The sequence below is a fragment of the Kibdelosporangium phytohabitans genome (assembly GCF_001302585.1).
GTDB classification, from domain to species: domain Bacteria; phylum Actinomycetota; class Actinomycetes; order Mycobacteriales; family Pseudonocardiaceae; genus Kibdelosporangium; species Kibdelosporangium phytohabitans.
Map to the genome: position 1 here is coordinate 11,310,532 of NZ_CP012752.1, position 14,805 is coordinate 11,325,336.

The following is a 14,805-nucleotide window of genomic DNA, read 5'->3' on the forward strand; positions in this document are numbered from 1 at the left end:
TCGTCTCACCATGGGCGAGGTGTGTCCCCGGGTATTCGTCACGTCTGTTCGTGAACGTTCCCAGAACCACCCGACCTGCCGACCGCGCCCGGTCAGGTCGGGACCTGGGCCCCGGATGCCGCGATGCCCCCGCGGCTCCGGGGCTCCCCACTGGCTGCTTCGCCTTGGCTGGCACAACGAGGGGCTGTGCCAACCACTCGCAGGACGAGCGGCCAGAGTGTCCGATCGGGTGTGATGGAACCCGAGGTGACACGCTAGTGCGCCGGATGGATGCGCGACGACCATCAGGTCGTAGCGGTTACGCCATCCGGCGCACTGCTTTCTACAGCGTCTGAGGGTACGTTGACTAGCCCTGATCGGATGCACCTACCTGCGCAACGATCTGACCAGCGCGATCGTGGCAGCGGCGATCAGGAAGCTTTGCCGAGCCGCTCGCTGACGCCCTGGTAGGTCACGCCACGCGCCGCCAGCGCGCCCGTGGCGACCGTCTCGTCGTTGAGCAACGCGAGCAGCAGGTGTTCAGTGCCGATGTACTTGTGCCTGCGCCGCAGCGCCTCCCGCAGACTGCGTTCGAGCACCTTCTTGGCTTCGCGGCCGAACGGAACGTGCCGCTTGCCGCGCCCGGCGGGCGCGTCGAGCACGTCCTTGCCGAAACTCGCCTCGACGCTGCGGATGACGTGCTCGACGTCCACACCGACCGCGTTGAGCGCTGCCGCGTCCTCGTCGGTGAGGCCGCCGCGGCGCCGTACCCGGTTGGATTCCTCGACCAGCCCGTCAGCCGTCACGTCGTGCCCGGCCAGCAGCCGGGTGGCCGCATCGTCCTGGTCACGGACCAGTGCGACGAGCAGGTCCATGCTGTCGATCCGGTCGGCGCCGGTCGCGCGCGCCTCCCGCTGGGCTCCGACGACCACGTTGCGGGCCGCACTCGTGAAACGCTCGAACATCATCCCCTCCCGTGTTTCTTGTGGACCGCCTGCCGGCTGACGCCGAGCTCGTTGGCGATGTCCTGCCATGACCACCCGTTCGCCCGCGCGTTGCGGACCTGCACGGCCTCAAGCCACTCGAGCAGCTTGCGCAACGCCGCGACCGCACGCAGCCCCACCTTGGGGTCTTTGTCGCCGGCGGCGTTCGCCAGCCTGGTCGCCTCAGTCATGATGTCAATCTAGGTTGACATCTCCCGGCTGTCAATCAAAGTTGACATAGCAGGTCAGTGGCCGTGGTCGAGTTCTGTTTGTGACCTAGGAAGCGCAAATATCGTCCGGTGTGAGCGGTCCGTGCCCAATAGGCTGCCTTCGTGGGAAGTCTGCTATGGCTGGCGCTCGCTCTGGCGGTCGCGGGAGCGGTGCTCAACGGAGTGGGGGCGTTGTGGCAGAACACCGCTGTCCGTGACAAGCAGAACGGCAAGCTGGTCAGCATCGGTTCGTTGCTGGACCTGCTGCGCAACCGCCGTTGGCTGCTCGGGCAACTGGCTGTCGTGATCGGCAGCGCGCTGCACTTCGGCGCGCTGGCCTTCGCGCCGGTCACCGTCATCCAGCCGATCGGCGTGCTCGGCATCGCGGTGACCACGATCGCGACCGCACGGCGTGACCGCGTCAACCCGACCATCGGCACCTGGCTGTCGCTGGCCGCGATCGTGCTCGGCGTCGGCGGGTTCACGTCCCTGGCCGCGTCGAACGCGCAGGTCACGCGGGTCTCCGACGAGACGGCCGTGCTGATCGCGATGATCGTCGGCCTGCTGCTGATGGTGCTCGGCCTCGTCGGCAGCATCGGCCACGGGCTGGTCCGCTGCCTGGCGTTCGCCGCGGGCGGCGGCGTCGTGTTCGGCTTCGCCTCGGTCGTGATCAGGCTCGCCGCGCTGAGCCTCGAGCACGGCAACCCCGCCGACTTCCCGACCGGGTCGCTGATCGGCGCGGTCCTGTCCATCCCGGTCGCCGTGTGGTTCATCCAGCAGGCGCACGCCAGCGGCCCGCCGGACCTGGTGGTGGCCGCGCTGACCTTGGCCGACCCGATCGTGGCCATCGGCATCGGCTACGTGGCGCTCGGCGAGGGCGCGACGACATCGACGATCGCGACGCTGGCCGAAGGGGTGTGCTTCCTGCTCGCCGCGCTGGGCATCGTGATGCTGCCCAAGACACGCAGGAAGTCGTCGGACAAGTCCGCTGCCCCGTCGCACGCGGCCCAGTACTCGGAGAATTGATGACGTCGTTTCAGCCGGGGATCGTCGACAACGGTCTGCGCCGGCGGTTGGTCCGGTCGCGCGTGTTGTTCTGGGCGGCGTTCGCCGGCCTGCCGCTCGTGCTCGCCGTGCTCGCGATCCTGCTCACCTATCAGCCGGAGGCGCTGGGCGTCCACGAGCGGATGGCCGGGAGCCGTTCGTCCGGGAGAGCGATCCTGTTCGTCCTGCTGGTCGTCGTGTCCGGCACGGTCGGGTGGCTGATCCGCCGCCGTCCGAGGGTATGGGTCACGGCAGCGAGTTTCGTGGGGCTGGCCGTCGGCATGATCTTCGGCCTGGTGGCCTCGTTGGCGACGCGGCAGACGCAGAACACCGTCATGGCGTCCTTCATCGGTACGACGGTGTGCTGCGCGCTGGTCGCGCTCTGGGCACGCCGGGTCCTGCTGAACCCGTTGACGCCGGACCTGGCGGGAACGGCGCTGCACGTGCCGGTGTGGTTGCGGGACAACGTCACGGTGTGCCTGGTGATCGGCCATGACGCACTCGTCCTGCGCCGCACCAGCAAGGCAGCGCCGTTCTCCGTCGAGCACGGGTTCAGCCAGGTCCAGGGCGTCGAGGTGGGCCACTTCCCCGCCGACGCCCGGATCCCGGTCATGCTCGGCGATCCCGAAGGGGAGGACACCCCGGCCAAGGTCGCGGATCTGCGCGTGGACGCGGGTCCGACCTTGCGGGTGCGGTTCCCCGACCACGTCATGGAGATCCCGGTCAAGGAGCCTGATGCCTTGGCCGAGCTCCTGCGGCGGCGCGTGGAGCGCGCACGCGGCAGGAGTACGACGGGTCTTCAGGACGGATAGGACGGGCTCAGCCGGTCACCGTGGCGTTGGCCTTGGTGAACTCCCACTGGCCCTGTGCGATGCCACCGCAGTTGTTGCAGTCGCGGTTGACCGCCCAGAAGGACACCCTGGCCAGGTGGACCGAGTTCGCCCAGCTGACGATCGAGCGGAAGTTGGCCGCTGTCACGATCTCGCCGGTGTCGGTCCGGCCGTTCATCGACGAGAGGCCGGAGCGGCGCCAGGCGGCGTCGTCCGTCAGCCCGTACACCGACTGCACCTTGTTCTTCAGGCCGGTCACCGAGCTCTTGGTCATCGCGACCATGTCGCCGCCCGAGCTGAAGTTGAACGGCATCACCGTCCACACGTCGACCGGGGCCGAGAGGTCCTTGGCGCGCTGCACCAGCCGGTTGCCCCAGGTGTCGAGGCCGCTGGTCAACGCGGGGATCGTGATCACGATCTTCACCGACGGCCGCTGCTGGCGGACGATCTTCAGCGCGTTCAGGATCTTGTCCTGCACGGCCGCGTTCTGGAACTCGTCGGTGTTCTCGACGTCCAGGTCGATCGCGGTGAACTTGCCCGCGTCGATCACCTTCACGTACGCGCCCGCCAGCGCCTGTGCGGTCGAGCAGTACGTGCCGAGCTTGTTGCCCGACCAGCCGCCGATCGACGGGAGGGCGTCGCCGCCCGCCGCCCGGATCTGGTTGACCCTGGTGATGTCCGCGCCGGTGAGCGACCTGGTGCCGTCCCACAACGGGTTGCAGGAGCGGTCGGACAGGATGAACGCCAGTGTGAAGGCCTTGATCCCGGTCTGCTGCATCACCGTCACCGGGTTCGGCGGGCTGCTCCACTGGTACAGGTAGGGAGCGGCCAGGATCGGGTTGACTGCAGCGTTGGCCACGGGAGCCAGCCCGACGGCCATGCTCACGGCCGCGGCCGCGACCAGGATTCGCCGCATGATTTTCATTCGTCCTCCAGCAAGCAGGGTGTGCGGAGTCCACTTCCGGGCGTCTCAGGCGGCAGTCAACGGACCGGATGCGGCCGACTACGGTCGGCACCATTGACGGTGGACTAGACCAATAGCGGCTGTCAAGGGGTAATACCCGGCTCCCCGATCCGATACCCGGAGGGACAGCTCGCCGCGAGAAGGGCAACCGATGCCAGCAAAGGTCATCAACCTCACCGTGCACGGCATCGGCAAACCGCCAAGGGAGCTCGACCCCGGCGAGGACGGCACCTGGGTCACCGTCGAGCAGTTCGACCAAGTCATGGACGCCGTCGTGGACCGGCCGGACGTGCGCATCACGTTCGACGACGGCAACAGCTCCGACGTCGAGATCGCGCTGCCCCGTCTGCTCGAACGCGGCCTGACCGCGGAGTTCTTCGTCCTCGCCGGTCTTCTGGGCGAATCGGGCAGGCTGGATCGCGCCGGTGTCCGCGAGCTGATGGCCGCCGGGATGCGGATCGGGTCGCACGGCTGGTCGCACCGGGACTGGCGGCGAGCGGACTTCGACCAGGCGGTCGAGGAAATGGTGACCGCGCCACAGCTGCTGGCCTCGATCACCGGGCACCCGGTCACCAGGGTCGCGGTGCCGTTCGGTTCGTACGACCGGGTGGTGCTGACCCGGTTGCGCCATGCGGGCGCCAGTCTGGTCTACACGAGTGACGGCGGCGCCGCGGCGCCGGATTCGTGGCTGCAGGCCAGGACCAGCCTGCGGCACGACATCGATCCATCGTGGACAGCGGACGTGCTCGCCGGGCAGCCGGGGTTGCGCCGGTCGGCGCGCAGGCTGGCCGCGGGCATGGTGAAACGCACTCGTGGCCCGGCACGATGAGGTTGGCGTGAGAGTCGCCGTCGTCATCGTGACGTACAACAGCGCGGACGCCCTCGGTACCTGTCTCGCTTCGCTGCCAGCGGGACTCGACGGTGTCGAGGTGACCGAGATCGTCGTCGCTGACAACGCTTCCCGTGATTCGACGTGCGAGATCGCCAAGAATTTCACCGAGTTGCCGGTCCGCGTTGTCGAAATCGGCCGCAACGCGGGCTATGCGGCCGGGATCAACGCGGGGATCCGCGCACTCGGGTCGTACGACACCGTCCTCGTGATCAACCCGGACGTCCGCGTCCGGCCCGGCGCGGCGGCCAAGCTGGCCGAGGCGTTCAGCCGCTCGAACGTCGGGATCGCCGCGCCGAGACTGGAAAACCCGGACGGCAGCCTGCAACCTTCGTTGCGCCGGCCACCGACCGTGCTGCGGGCGTGGGCCGAGGCGTTGATCGGCGGGAACCGTGCCGGGCGTTGGGGAACGCTCGGTGAGCTGATCACCGATCCACGCCGGTACGACGTGCCGGGGCCAGCCGCCTGGGCCACCGGAGGCGTGCTGATGCTGTCCGCCGAGGCGGTCCGCCAGACCGGGCAGTGGGACGAGACTTTCCTTTTGTACGGCGAGGAAACGGACTTCGCGCTGCGGGCCGGACGGCTGGGCCTGCTGACGTGGTACACGCCGGACGCCGTTTTCGAACACGACGGCGGCGAGTCGGGGACCAATCCGATGCTGTGGGCGTTGCTGACGGTCAACCGGACCACAGTGGTCCGGCGGCACTACGGTTTCCTCGCGTGGGCGGGGTATTTCGCGGCCGTGGTCGTCGGTGAGGGAATCCGTGCGCTGGCGGGCAGACCGACCGCCAAGGCCGCGCTCACGGCGTTGCTGAATCCGTCGCGACGGCGGAAGGTCCTGCCGCAATGAGACTCGTGCCGTTCGGATCACTGACCGACGAAGACTTCGCGGCATGGCAGGCCATCAGAGCAAGTGATTCCCGATGGGACAGTCCATATTTCACCCACGAGTACATGGCGGCCGTGCACGCCGGTCGGCCGATCGATGTGCTGATCGGCGACGGTTTCCTGTGGCCGCTGCACAAAACCGGGAGCTCGGCGCGTCCCGCCGGGTCACCGGGTGCGGATTTCCAAGGGCCGATAGTGGAACCGGGTGTCCGGTTCTCACCGAAGGCCGTGCTCGCAGCGGTCGGGGTCCGGTCGCTCTCGTTCGACCACCTGGTGGACGGATACCGCGATCTGGAGCCGTGGGTCGAGGAACGGCGGGTCTCGCCGTTCATGGATGTCACCGGCGGCCTCGACGGGTATCTCAACCGGGTCGACAAGAGCGGCCGGGGCAAGATGTCCGAGGCCCGCAGGCTGACCAACAAGGCCAACCGCGAACTCGGCGAGGTGCGCTCGACCGTCCAGGCGAACGATGGGCTCGATCAGGTCGTCGCACTCAAGCGCGAACAGTACGCGTCCACCGGCGCGCAGGACCACTTCGCCGACCAGGCCAATCGCGACTTGGTGCGGCGGCTGATGGGCTCGGACCTGGGCCTGTTGTCCACTGTGTACGCGGGGCCGCACCTGCTCGCCGCGCACTTCGGGATCCGCGACGGTGGTGTGCTGCACTGGTGGTTCCCCGTGTTCGAGCGGAAGTTCGGCTCCTACTCGCCGGGTTGGGTCCTGCTGCGCGAAGTCGTGACAGCCGCGCCCGAACTCGGCATCACCCGGATCGACCTCGGCCGCGGTGAGGACGAGTACAAGCGGCGCGCGATGACCGGATCGTCCACTGTGTGCATCGGCGCGATCACCTCGGGGCTGGGCACCCCGGCCCGCCGGTTGCGCCGGGCCGCTGTCGGCGCCGCGAAATCCTCCCCGATCGCCCCGCAACTCAGGGCGATCGCCCGCAAACTCCGCTGACAGAACCTCGTGAGTGTTTTGGCCGGTTAGAACCGGCCAAAACACTCACGAGGGTTTTAGCGGCCCAGGCCGGTCCAGGTGAAGCCGGCGCGGCGCAGGGTGTCCTTGTCCAGCAGGTTGCGGGTGTCGACCACGACCGGGCTGCGGACAGCCGAGGCCAGTTTGGACCAGTCGAGCGTGCGGAACTCCGGCCACTCGGTCAGGATCACGAGTGCGTCCGCTTCCTTGCCCGCCAGGTACGGGTCGTCGACCACGGTCACCGAACTGATCTCCGGGCGGAGATTGTCCGACCGCACAGCAGGGTCGTACGCGACAAGTTCGGCGCCCGCCTGACGCAGCAAAGCCGCGACAGCCAGCGCCGGGGAGTCGCGCAAATCGTCGGTGTTGGCCTTGAACGTCAACCCGAAGATGCCGAGGCGCATGTGCGACAACGAGCCGCCGCGCTTGCCGGTCACCGCGAACCGGATCTTCTCCACGATCCGCTGGCGCTGCCGTTCGTTCGTGTCGATCGTGGCCCGCAACAGGCGGAACTCGAAGTCGGCCGCGTCGGCGACCTGGAGCATCGCCGAGGTGTCCTTGGGCAGGCAGGACCCGCCCCAGCCGGGACCGGGCGACAGGAACGCCTGGCCGATCCGCCGGTCGTAGCCCATGCCCTCGGTGACGTCGGCGATGTTGGCGCCGAGCCGCTCGCACAGCTCGGCCATGGCGTTCACGTAGGACAGTTTCATCGCCAGGAAGCAGTTGGCCGCGTACTTCACCAGCTCGGCACTGGCCGCGTCGGTCAACACCGTCGGCGCGCCGAGCCTGGCGTACAGAGCGGACACACGCTCGGCGGCGTCCTGCTCGTCGGAACCCACCACGACCCGGTCGGGGTTGAGGAAGTCCTCGACCGCGGTGCCCTCGCGGAGGAACTCGGGGTTGCTGACCACCGACACGTCCGAGCGGTTGAGCAGCTCGATGGTCCGCTGCGAGGTGCCGACCGGGACGGTCGACTTGTTGACGATCACCGTGCCCGGCTTGAGCAGGCCGCGGATCTCGTCGATGACCGACTCGACCACTGCCAGGTCGGCCACCCCGCCGACGCCCATCGGGGTCGGCACGCAGAGGTAGACGATCTCGGCGCCGTCCTCGTGTTCGGCGATCGCCGTCTTGGCGCCGACCACGAAGGACAACCTGCCCGCCGCGAGCCCCTCGGCGACCAGCTCGGCCAGGCCGGGTTCGAGGATGTCCACCTCGGCCCGGCGCAGCCGTTCGATCTTCTGCGGATCCACGTCACCGCACACCACCCGGTGGCCGAGTGACGCGAGGCAGGCACCGGTGGTCAGGCCGACGTAGCCGGTACCGACCACCGCGATGCGTCTGGCGAACATGTGCTGCCTTTCAGACAACGGCCGGCCGTGACGGCGGCACGGAGAGTTCCGGCGCGAGGCCGGACAACGACTCGTAGACCTCGACGTACGCCTTGGCCTGCGGCCGCCAGTCGAGCACCTGCTCGGCGCGCCGGCGTCCTGCCGTGCCGAGGTCCTTGCGCCTGGCCGGGTCGTCGAGCAGGTCGATGACCGACTTGGCGAACCCGTCGGCGTCGCCGGGTTCCAGGTACACGGCGCAGTCACCGGCCGACACGACCGTCTCGGTGAGACGGTATGCCACGACCGGCAGCGCGTACGCCATGTACTCCATCGTCTTGTTCATTGTGGACACGTCGTTGAGCGGGCTGAGCGGGTCGGCCGAGAGCCCGAGTGACGAGGTGGAGAGGTAGTCGGCGATTTCCTTGGGCCCGACGCGCCCGGTGAACGTGACGTAGTCGTCGAGGCCGAGCCCGGTGCACTGCTTCTTGAGGTCTTCCAGGCAGTCGCCGAAGCCCATCAACGCGAACTGGACGTCCTCGCGGCCGTGTTCCTTGACCACTTTGCGGGCGATCTCCAGCACACCGTCGACGCCGTCCTGCGGGCCCATGATTCCCAGCCACGCCACGAGGTGTTCCCGGCCGTTGCGCAGCTGCGGCCTGGGCTCGCCCGGTTTCATCGCGGACGTGTCCGGCCCGGAGCGCACCACCGTCGTGTGCTCCGGTGGTACACCACCGCGCTCCCACGCGATCCGCTGGTAGGACTGGTTGGTCGAGATCACCCGGTCAGCCGTGTGGAACGTCTTGCGTTCCAGCCAGTACAGCCCGGCGAGCTGGACGCGGGCGGCCAGACCCTTCGGCTCGCCGAACCGCGACCGGAACACCTCGGGGTTGAGGTCGTGGTGGTCGAACACGAACTTCACGCCGCGGGCGCGCCACAGCCGGGCCAGCGCCCAGTACGTGTCCGGCGGGTTGCACGCCTGCATCACGGTGAAAGGCTGCCTGCGCCATACTTTGAACGTCAGCCGTGCGGTGCGCAGCCAGCAGTAGACGAATTCCAGCAGGTAGCCGAGGGCGCCGTTGGCCTGCGGTGGCGGTGCGTACTTGTGGATGTGCACGCCGGACAGCTCCTGGTACGCGGGGTCGTTCGGCCCTTTTGGACAGATGACCGACACGTCGAAACCGGCGGCGGTGAGCGCCTGGCACTCCAGCCAGACCCTGCGGTCCAAGGGAACCGGCAGGTTCTGGACGATGATCAAGACATGCCCACGGTTCACCTTGGTGCCCTCTTCCTCAAGTCTGGCCGACATTCCTCATGTCGTTGCGGAGAGGGCCGGGGTTACCGCTTTGGCCAAACAACAGCAAATGCGTCCGTTTGGGCAAGTAAGCGACTCACCCGTGGCGGTTGAAAACCGTTAATTACCTTTGCGGGGTAGGCAGAATGGCCTAACGGGAACTGCGATCGGCCGACCAGTCGGCGTCGGTTCCGCGTATCCGGCGCCACCGTGCCACGACTTTGTCGGCCAGCAGAACTACGAGGAAACACAAGGAATCCAGAACGCGGACCTGGCGCTGGCGAACCAGTGTTACCAATTGACCGAGGCCGAGCGACGGCTCCTCTGCTTTGCGCCCCAAGAGATCCAGCTCACGATTTCCCAGCCGCACCCTGGCGCGCCTGCGGATCACCGCGCCGACTGTGCGTGCCGGGCGGACGACGGAACGCGCGCCTTCGACCGACTGTCGTTCACTGGCCGAGAACGAGCGGTGCACCCAGCCGTCGTCGGACGTCACGGGTGGCAACGGGAAAACGCGGCCGTGCCCTTCTTTGCTGAGCATGTACGCACCGGTGCCGGACAGCCCGCGCCTGCCCGCGATCAAGCGGTCGAACACCCGGTGGAAGCGGGCCGCGACACCGGAAACGCCGCTCAGGTCGTACTCGGGCACGGGTGAGCACGCCAGTGCGCCGCGTTCGATCGCGGTCAGCATGCGGCGCAACGAAACCATGTCGAGGTCGACGTCCGCGTCCAGGTACAGCCGGGGAAACGTGCGGCACTCCGCGTCACCGAGACCGAGCGCGTGCGCCTTGCCCGCGACCGGTGTCTCGACCACGCGGGCCCGTTCGGCTCTGGCGATCTGCGCGGTCCGGTCCCCGCACGCGTTGGCCACCACGATGATGTCCAGCTCGCCCGGTTTCGCCCCGCTGGTCAGCGACCGCAGACACCGCGCGATCACCGCTTCCTCGTCGTGTGCCGCGACCACGACACTGACCACAGGTTCGCCCACAGCCTCCACTATTTCACCGATACCGGTGAAGCGGCGTTATGGATCTCGGCTCTGGCGGGTGCCGACCCGTCCGCGGGCACGTAGTAGACCGCGGTTCTGGCACCGCCCTTGACCAGGCCGAACGCGAGCGTGTTGGCGTCGAGCCAGGTCGCCTGGTCGTCGATGCCGGATGTCTCCGGCAACGTGGTTTCCTTGTTCGTGCGCAGGTCAAGCACCACGAGACTCCATTTGTCCAGCGGTGTGGGGCGCTTCTTGTACGCGACGCGGGTGCCGTCCGGCGACAGTGACGGACATTCGGCGTTCTGCCGGACACTGCGCACGGTCTTCGCTTTCAGATCGCCTTTGACCAGCCAGTTCAGCCCGCCGGACGCCAAGGTGGCGTAGAACGTGGTGTCGTCGGCGGCGACCGTGATGCCCCAGTAGTTGACGTCCGCGGCCTTCATCGGCCGGTTGTTGACCGTGGCCTCGAAGTGCTCGATCGATTCGGTGACCTCGCCCGTGCGCAGGTCGAAGAAGCCCGCCCGGGTGGAGAACCCGCCCGGCACGGTGTACGAGTCACCTGTGACGAAGGAGGTCCACGCCACGATGTTGCCCGACGCCGACACCCGCGCCCGGCTCGGGATTCCCGGCAGTGGAATTGTTTTGAGAACGCTGTTATCGGCCTTCAGCACAGCCGCTTCGTAGGTGGGTCCGGGCCCGGCGAGCCGCAGGCACACGGAAGTCCCGGCGGCGCGGTAGAACCGCTGGCAGCGGAGGCTGCTGGTGGCGCGCCTGCCGTCCGGTTCGAGCGTGGTCACCCGGTCCTGGCCACCGTCGAGATCGATGAAGACGACGTCACCGGCGTTCGGCGCGGGCGCGTCCTCGGACACCGCGGGCTGGTGCACGGCGGTCCACGCGACATACCCGCCGCCGCCCAGCACGAGCAGCACGATCGCGACCACACCGACCAGCACCCGGTGCCCCGACAGCCAAACCTTCACGAGGACCTCACAAGCAACGCGACCGCGATCAGGGCCGCGATCAGCACGGCCACCAACGCGATGACAGCGCTCGACATGGCCATCCCGGCGAGCATCACACCGAACACGACCGACGACACCATCCGCGTCAGGGCCTGTCCGGTTTGGATGGTCGCCAAGCCGGTCGCCCGCAGGTCGGCCGGGACGAACCCGCTGGCGTACGCGGACAGCACACCGTCCGTACAGGCGTAGAACAGGCCGTGCGCCGCCAAGGCGATCGCCACGGCAAGGAATCCACCATCCGGGACGAGCAACATCCCGTAAGTCACCAGCAGGAGCACGTGCCCGGCGAAGAACACCTTCCACCGGCCGAACCGATCGGCCATTCGGCCTATCGGCGCGGCACCGAGCAGGAAGACGGCTGCGGTCCCCAATGGCAGCAACGGCAGGAATCCGACCGGAATGTCCGAAACCTTCTGCAGCACCACGAAGACGAAGGCATCACTGATCGTGACGAGACCGAGCAGGGCGGCGGCGATCGTGGCGCGCCGGAACTTGGCGTCCCGCAACAGCCCCATGCCCGCCTTCACCGAGACCTTCGACCGGTTGACCCTCGAGCGGCGTTCCCGCACGAAAGCCAGCAGCACCACGACACCGATCGCGGCGAAGACGAAACTCACCACGAACACCGGCCCGGCAGCGGTACCGATCTGGCTCAGGATCAGGAAAGTGAGCAACGGGCCGCACAGCGCACCGACGGTGTCCATCGCCCGGTGCACACCGAAAGCGGCACCGAGCTGATCGGACGGGGTGGCCAACGAGATCAGCGCGTCGCGTGGCGCGGTCCGGATCCCTTTGCCCGCGCGGTCGGTGGCGAGCACACCGCCGATCCCGAAACTGGATGCCCCGACCATCGGGAAGACCAGTTTGGTGACGGCAGAAAGGCCGTAGCCGAACAGCGCAACGAGCTTGGGCCGGCTGGTGCGGTCGGAGACGTATCCGCCGACGAGCCGGAGAACTGCCGTCGCACCGGTGTACAACCCGTCGAGCAACCCGAACTGCACGTAACTCATCTGCAACGTGTAGATCAGGTAAACGGGCAGGAACGCGGTGACCATCTCGGCTGAGATGTCGGTGAGCAGGCTGACCGTGCCCAGCGCGAAAACGGTTCCGGGCAACCGGCCGGAGACCTTCGGTGTCCTACCTGGACTGCGCGTCGAGGCGACGTACACGGCTCGCCACCTCTCAGTCGGGGCCGGTCACTGCCAACGACATCGCCGGACGACCACAGCCCGTTAGCCAGTGAACTGTGCCTGTGAGGGGGATTGCCTCGCGTAACGCGGGACCCGGTCACGCAGATTGCTCGGACAGAGAAGCACACGGGCTGCCGCCGATCGGGGACGAGATGGACTTCTGGAAGACGATCAAGGTGCTGCTGCGCCGCTGGCGTGTCGCAGTGCCGGTCTTCGCCGTCTCCATAGGTCTCGCGGCCGGTGTCTACGTGTCGGTCGACACCGAGTACGAGTCGAGCGGCACGATCGTGCTCACCTCCCCGACCGACGGGCCGAGGGTGGCCGCCGAGCAGAGCGGCCCGGCGGACCGGGTGAACCCGTTCCTCGCCTTCGACGCGAGCTTGAACACATCCGCGACGATCATCATCCAGAAGCTGCAGGACCCGACCGTGCAGGAGCAACTGGTCGGCGGCAACAAGCAGATCGGGTACGAGATCGGCAACGGCCAGCTGACCGGGCCGTTCATCGTCGTGGTCTCGCTGGCGCGCACGCCGGACGACGCCAAGAACACCGTCGCCAAGGTGCTAGACAAGGCCCGCACCGAGCTCAAGCAGAGCCAGGAGGCGCTGAAGGCGCCGGTTTCCACGTTCATCACGCCGGTCGACATCATCGCGCCGACCAACGCCGAGGCGAAAACCGGCGGCAAGGTCCGGTTCGCCGCCGTCGCGCTGGCGCTCGGGCTCATCGCGAGCCTGTCGTCGGCGTACGCGATGGAGAGCTTCAACCAGACACGCAAGAAGAAGCGCAGCCGGGAACGCGCGCAGCAGGAGTGGCAGCACCAAGGCTCTTTGGAGCAGAACGGGTCCTCGGGCGAGACGGCGCGCATGCACCCTGTCAGCCAGAAACCCGGCTAGCCGGTGACCGCGTCCACGGACGTCCAGCGCGCCGACGGCGCCACGCTGGTGTGCGTCTTCTTGTTGATGCTGCTGATGATCCCGGCCCGGTTGGTGATCAGCGGCATCCCGATGTCCATCACCCCGGCCACGCTGACCGGTGTCGTGCTCGGCGTGATCTGGTTCTGCTGCCAGCTGGTGACCACGCTCGGGGTGGCCAAGGGCCGCAACCTCGCGCGCACGGCGCTGTTCCTGTACGCGATCTCCCAGCTGGCGACGTACGGCTACGCCACGCGCAACTACCTGCCGATGGACGAACTGGAAGGCGCGGACCGGACGATCGTGGTCGTGTTCGGCACGATCTGCGTCGGCATCGCGGTGGTCGACGGCGTGCGGAACCTCGCGCGGCTGGACATGATGCTGAAGTTCATGACCGTGCTGATCGGTGTGGTCGCGTTCATCGGTTTCCTGCAGTTCGCGTCCGGCCTCGACATCACCAAGTACCTCGCCGTGCCCGGTCTGCGGCCGGTCACGGACGACGGTTTCGTGCTGGAACGGTCGACTTTCCGCCGTCCGGCGGGCACCACCGGGCACCCGATCGAGTTCGGGGTGGTGTGCGCGATCGGGGTCCCGTTCGCCGCGCACTACGCGTACCGCAGGAAGGAAGCCGGGCTGAAGGCCGGCAAGTGGTGGCTGTGCCTGGCGATCATCGCCGCCGGTGCCGTGGTCTCGTTGTCCCGCTCGGCGATCCTCGGGATGTGCCTCGGCGGGGTCGTCCTGCTGATCGGCTGGTCGGGCAAGCGGCGGGTGCAGGCGCTGATCGCGGCGGCCGGGTTCCTCGCCGTGCTCAAGGTGGTCGTGCCCGGTCTGATCGGCACGCTGTACAGCCTGTTCGACAACATCGGCAGCGACCCGAGCATCGAGGGCCGCACGGACGACTACGAGTCCGCGGGCAAGCAGATCGCCAAGCACTACCTGCTCGGCCGAGGCAACGGCACCTATCTGTCCGAAAAGTACGGTCCACTGGACAACCAGTACCTCGGCACGCTCGTGCAGAACGGCTACATCGGACTGATCCTGCTGATCTTCCTGTTCCTCGCCGGGATGTACTCGGCCGCCAAGGTCCGCGAGATCAGCTCCGACCCGGTCGTGCGCGACCTGGCGCTGTCGCTGATCGCCGCGCAGGCGATCGTCGCGCTCGGGGCCGCGACGTTCGACCTGCTGTGGTTCTCCACCGCGACCGGCCTGACGTTCGTCCTGGTCGGCGCGAGCGGCGCGTTGCTGCGCGCGGTCAAAGCACAGAACCGGAACCCCGTCCTTCCGCCGATGTGGGAAGCAGTCAGATGACAG

The 14,805-nt window shown here is 67.8% G+C and carries 15 protein-coding genes; 7 read left to right on the forward strand and 8 right to left on the reverse strand.

Annotated features, from left to right (window positions below; genetic code table 11):
- Positions 1 to 410 precede the first annotated feature (410 nt).
- Both AOZ06_RS50785 and AOZ06_RS50790 read right to left on the reverse strand, forming a co-directional pair.
- Complete coding sequence (locus AOZ06_RS50785; protein WP_054295938.1) at positions 411 to 944, reverse strand: Clp protease N-terminal domain-containing protein; 534 nt, start codon at positions 942 to 944, stop codon at positions 411 to 413.
- Positions 944 to 1,153 carry an HTH domain-containing protein gene (locus tag AOZ06_RS50790; protein ID WP_054295939.1) on the reverse strand — a complete coding sequence of 70 codons (210 nt, stop codon included), beginning with the start codon at positions 1,151 to 1,153 and terminating at the stop codon, positions 944 to 946. Before AOZ06_RS50790 ends, AOZ06_RS50785 begins: the two co-directional genes overlap by 1 nt.
- A 141-nt stretch (positions 1,154 to 1,294) precedes the next feature.
- Between AOZ06_RS50790 and AOZ06_RS50795 the strand changes: the two genes are divergently transcribed.
- The gene (locus AOZ06_RS50795) at positions 1,295 to 2,197 is read left to right on the forward strand and encodes a DMT family protein (protein ID WP_157233694.1); all 903 of its coding nucleotides are present in this window, start codon (positions 1,295 to 1,297) and stop codon (positions 2,195 to 2,197) included.
- Entirely contained in the window at positions 2,197 to 3,027 is an 831-nt protein-coding gene (locus AOZ06_RS50800; protein ID WP_054295941.1) for a hypothetical protein, read from the forward strand. Before AOZ06_RS50795 ends, AOZ06_RS50800 begins: the two co-directional genes overlap by 1 nt.
- Before the next feature lie 7 nt (positions 3,028 to 3,034).
- Here AOZ06_RS50800 and AOZ06_RS50805 read toward each other — a convergent pair whose 3' ends face one another.
- Positions 3,035 to 3,970, reverse strand: a complete 936-nt coding sequence (locus AOZ06_RS50805) for a chitinase (protein WP_157233695.1) — start codon at positions 3,968 to 3,970, stop codon at positions 3,035 to 3,037.
- A gap of 190 nt (positions 3,971 to 4,160) precedes the next feature.
- On the opposite strand from AOZ06_RS50805, the gene AOZ06_RS50810 reads away from it, so the two are divergent.
- The 3 genes from AOZ06_RS50810 to AOZ06_RS50820 are packed head-to-tail and all read left to right on the forward strand — an operon-like array spanning position 4,161 to position 6,743.
- Entirely contained in the window at positions 4,161 to 4,838 is a 678-nt protein-coding gene (locus tag AOZ06_RS50810) for a polysaccharide deacetylase family protein (RefSeq protein WP_054295942.1), read from the forward strand.
- 7 nt (positions 4,839 to 4,845) lie between these two features.
- Positions 4,846 to 5,748, forward strand: a complete 903-nt coding sequence (locus AOZ06_RS50815) for a glycosyltransferase family 2 protein (RefSeq protein ID WP_218921908.1) — start codon at positions 4,846 to 4,848, stop codon at positions 5,746 to 5,748.
- The gene (locus AOZ06_RS50820; protein ID WP_054295944.1) at positions 5,745 to 6,743 is read left to right on the forward strand and encodes a GNAT family N-acetyltransferase; all 999 of its coding nucleotides are present in this window, start codon (positions 5,745 to 5,747) and stop codon (positions 6,741 to 6,743) included. The genes AOZ06_RS50815 and AOZ06_RS50820 overlap by 4 nt, the downstream gene beginning before the upstream one ends.
- A 56-nt stretch (positions 6,744 to 6,799) precedes the next feature.
- Here the strand turns inward: AOZ06_RS50820 and AOZ06_RS50825 are convergent, their stop codons facing one another.
- The 5 genes from AOZ06_RS50825 to AOZ06_RS50845 form a co-directional block, all read right to left on the reverse strand.
- Complete coding sequence (locus tag AOZ06_RS50825; RefSeq protein WP_054295945.1) at positions 6,800 to 8,113, reverse strand: UDP-glucose dehydrogenase family protein; 1,314 nt, start codon at positions 8,111 to 8,113, stop codon at positions 6,800 to 6,802.
- A 10-nt stretch (positions 8,114 to 8,123) separates the two neighbouring features.
- A complete protein-coding gene (locus AOZ06_RS50830) occupies positions 8,124 to 9,398 on the reverse strand; it encodes a glycosyltransferase family 4 protein (protein ID WP_054295946.1) in 1,275 nt (424 codons plus the stop codon).
- A 136-nt stretch (positions 9,399 to 9,534) separates the two neighbouring features.
- The gene (locus tag AOZ06_RS50835; RefSeq protein ID WP_169799093.1) at positions 9,535 to 10,371 is read right to left on the reverse strand and encodes a glycosyltransferase; all 837 of its coding nucleotides are present in this window, start codon (positions 10,369 to 10,371) and stop codon (positions 9,535 to 9,537) included.
- Between the two features lie 8 nt (positions 10,372 to 10,379).
- Positions 10,380 to 11,351, reverse strand: coding sequence for a TolB-like translocation protein (locus AOZ06_RS50840; RefSeq protein ID WP_054295947.1), 972 nt, complete (start codon positions 11,349 to 11,351; stop codon positions 10,380 to 10,382).
- Positions 11,348 to 12,562 carry an MFS transporter gene (locus AOZ06_RS50845; RefSeq protein ID WP_054295948.1) on the reverse strand — a complete coding sequence of 405 codons (1,215 nt, stop codon included), beginning with the start codon at positions 12,560 to 12,562 and terminating at the stop codon, positions 11,348 to 11,350. Before AOZ06_RS50845 ends, AOZ06_RS50840 begins: the two co-directional genes overlap by 4 nt.
- 173 nt (positions 12,563 to 12,735) lie before the next feature.
- Here AOZ06_RS50845 and AOZ06_RS50850 point away from each other — a divergent pair, with 173 nt between their 5' ends.
- Both AOZ06_RS50850 and AOZ06_RS50855 read left to right on the forward strand, forming a co-directional pair.
- Positions 12,736 to 13,476 carry a YveK family protein gene (locus tag AOZ06_RS50850; RefSeq protein WP_054295949.1) on the forward strand — a complete coding sequence of 247 codons (741 nt, stop codon included), beginning with the start codon at positions 12,736 to 12,738 and terminating at the stop codon, positions 13,474 to 13,476.
- Positions 13,477 to 13,479: 3 nt separating this feature from the next.
- A complete protein-coding gene (locus tag AOZ06_RS50855; protein ID WP_054295950.1) occupies positions 13,480 to 14,802 on the forward strand; it encodes an O-antigen ligase family protein in 1,323 nt (440 codons plus the stop codon).
- Positions 14,803 to 14,805 lie beyond the last annotated feature (3 nt).

Excerpts from the sequence above, each read along its gene's own strand:
- AOZ06_RS50800 (WP_054295941.1), top strand. The coding sequence starts at position 2,197 with ATGACGTCGTTTCAGCCGGGGATCGTCGACAACGGTCTGCGCCGGCGG.
- AOZ06_RS50820 (WP_054295944.1), top strand. The coding sequence starts at position 5,745 with ATGAGACTCGTGCCGTTCGGATCACTGACCGACGAAGACTTCGCGGCA.
- AOZ06_RS50805 (WP_157233695.1), bottom strand. The coding sequence starts at position 3,970 with ATGAAAATCATGCGGCGAATCCTGGTCGCGGCCGCGGCCGTGAGCATG.
- AOZ06_RS50850 (WP_054295949.1), top strand. The coding sequence starts at position 12,736 with ATGGACTTCTGGAAGACGATCAAGGTGCTGCTGCGCCGCTGGCGTGTC.
- AOZ06_RS50790 (WP_054295939.1), bottom strand. The coding sequence starts at position 1,153 with ATGACTGAGGCGACCAGGCTGGCGAACGCCGCCGGCGACAAAGACCCC.
- AOZ06_RS50810 (WP_054295942.1), top strand. The coding sequence starts at position 4,161 with ATGCCAGCAAAGGTCATCAACCTCACCGTGCACGGCATCGGCAAACCG.
- AOZ06_RS50825 (WP_054295945.1), bottom strand. The coding sequence starts at position 8,113 with ATGTTCGCCAGACGCATCGCGGTGGTCGGTACCGGCTACGTCGGCCTG.
- AOZ06_RS50830 (WP_054295946.1), bottom strand. The coding sequence starts at position 9,398 with ATGTCGGCCAGACTTGAGGAAGAGGGCACCAAGGTGAACCGTGGGCAT.
- AOZ06_RS50785 (WP_054295938.1), bottom strand. The coding sequence starts at position 944 with ATGTTCGAGCGTTTCACGAGTGCGGCCCGCAACGTGGTCGTCGGAGCC.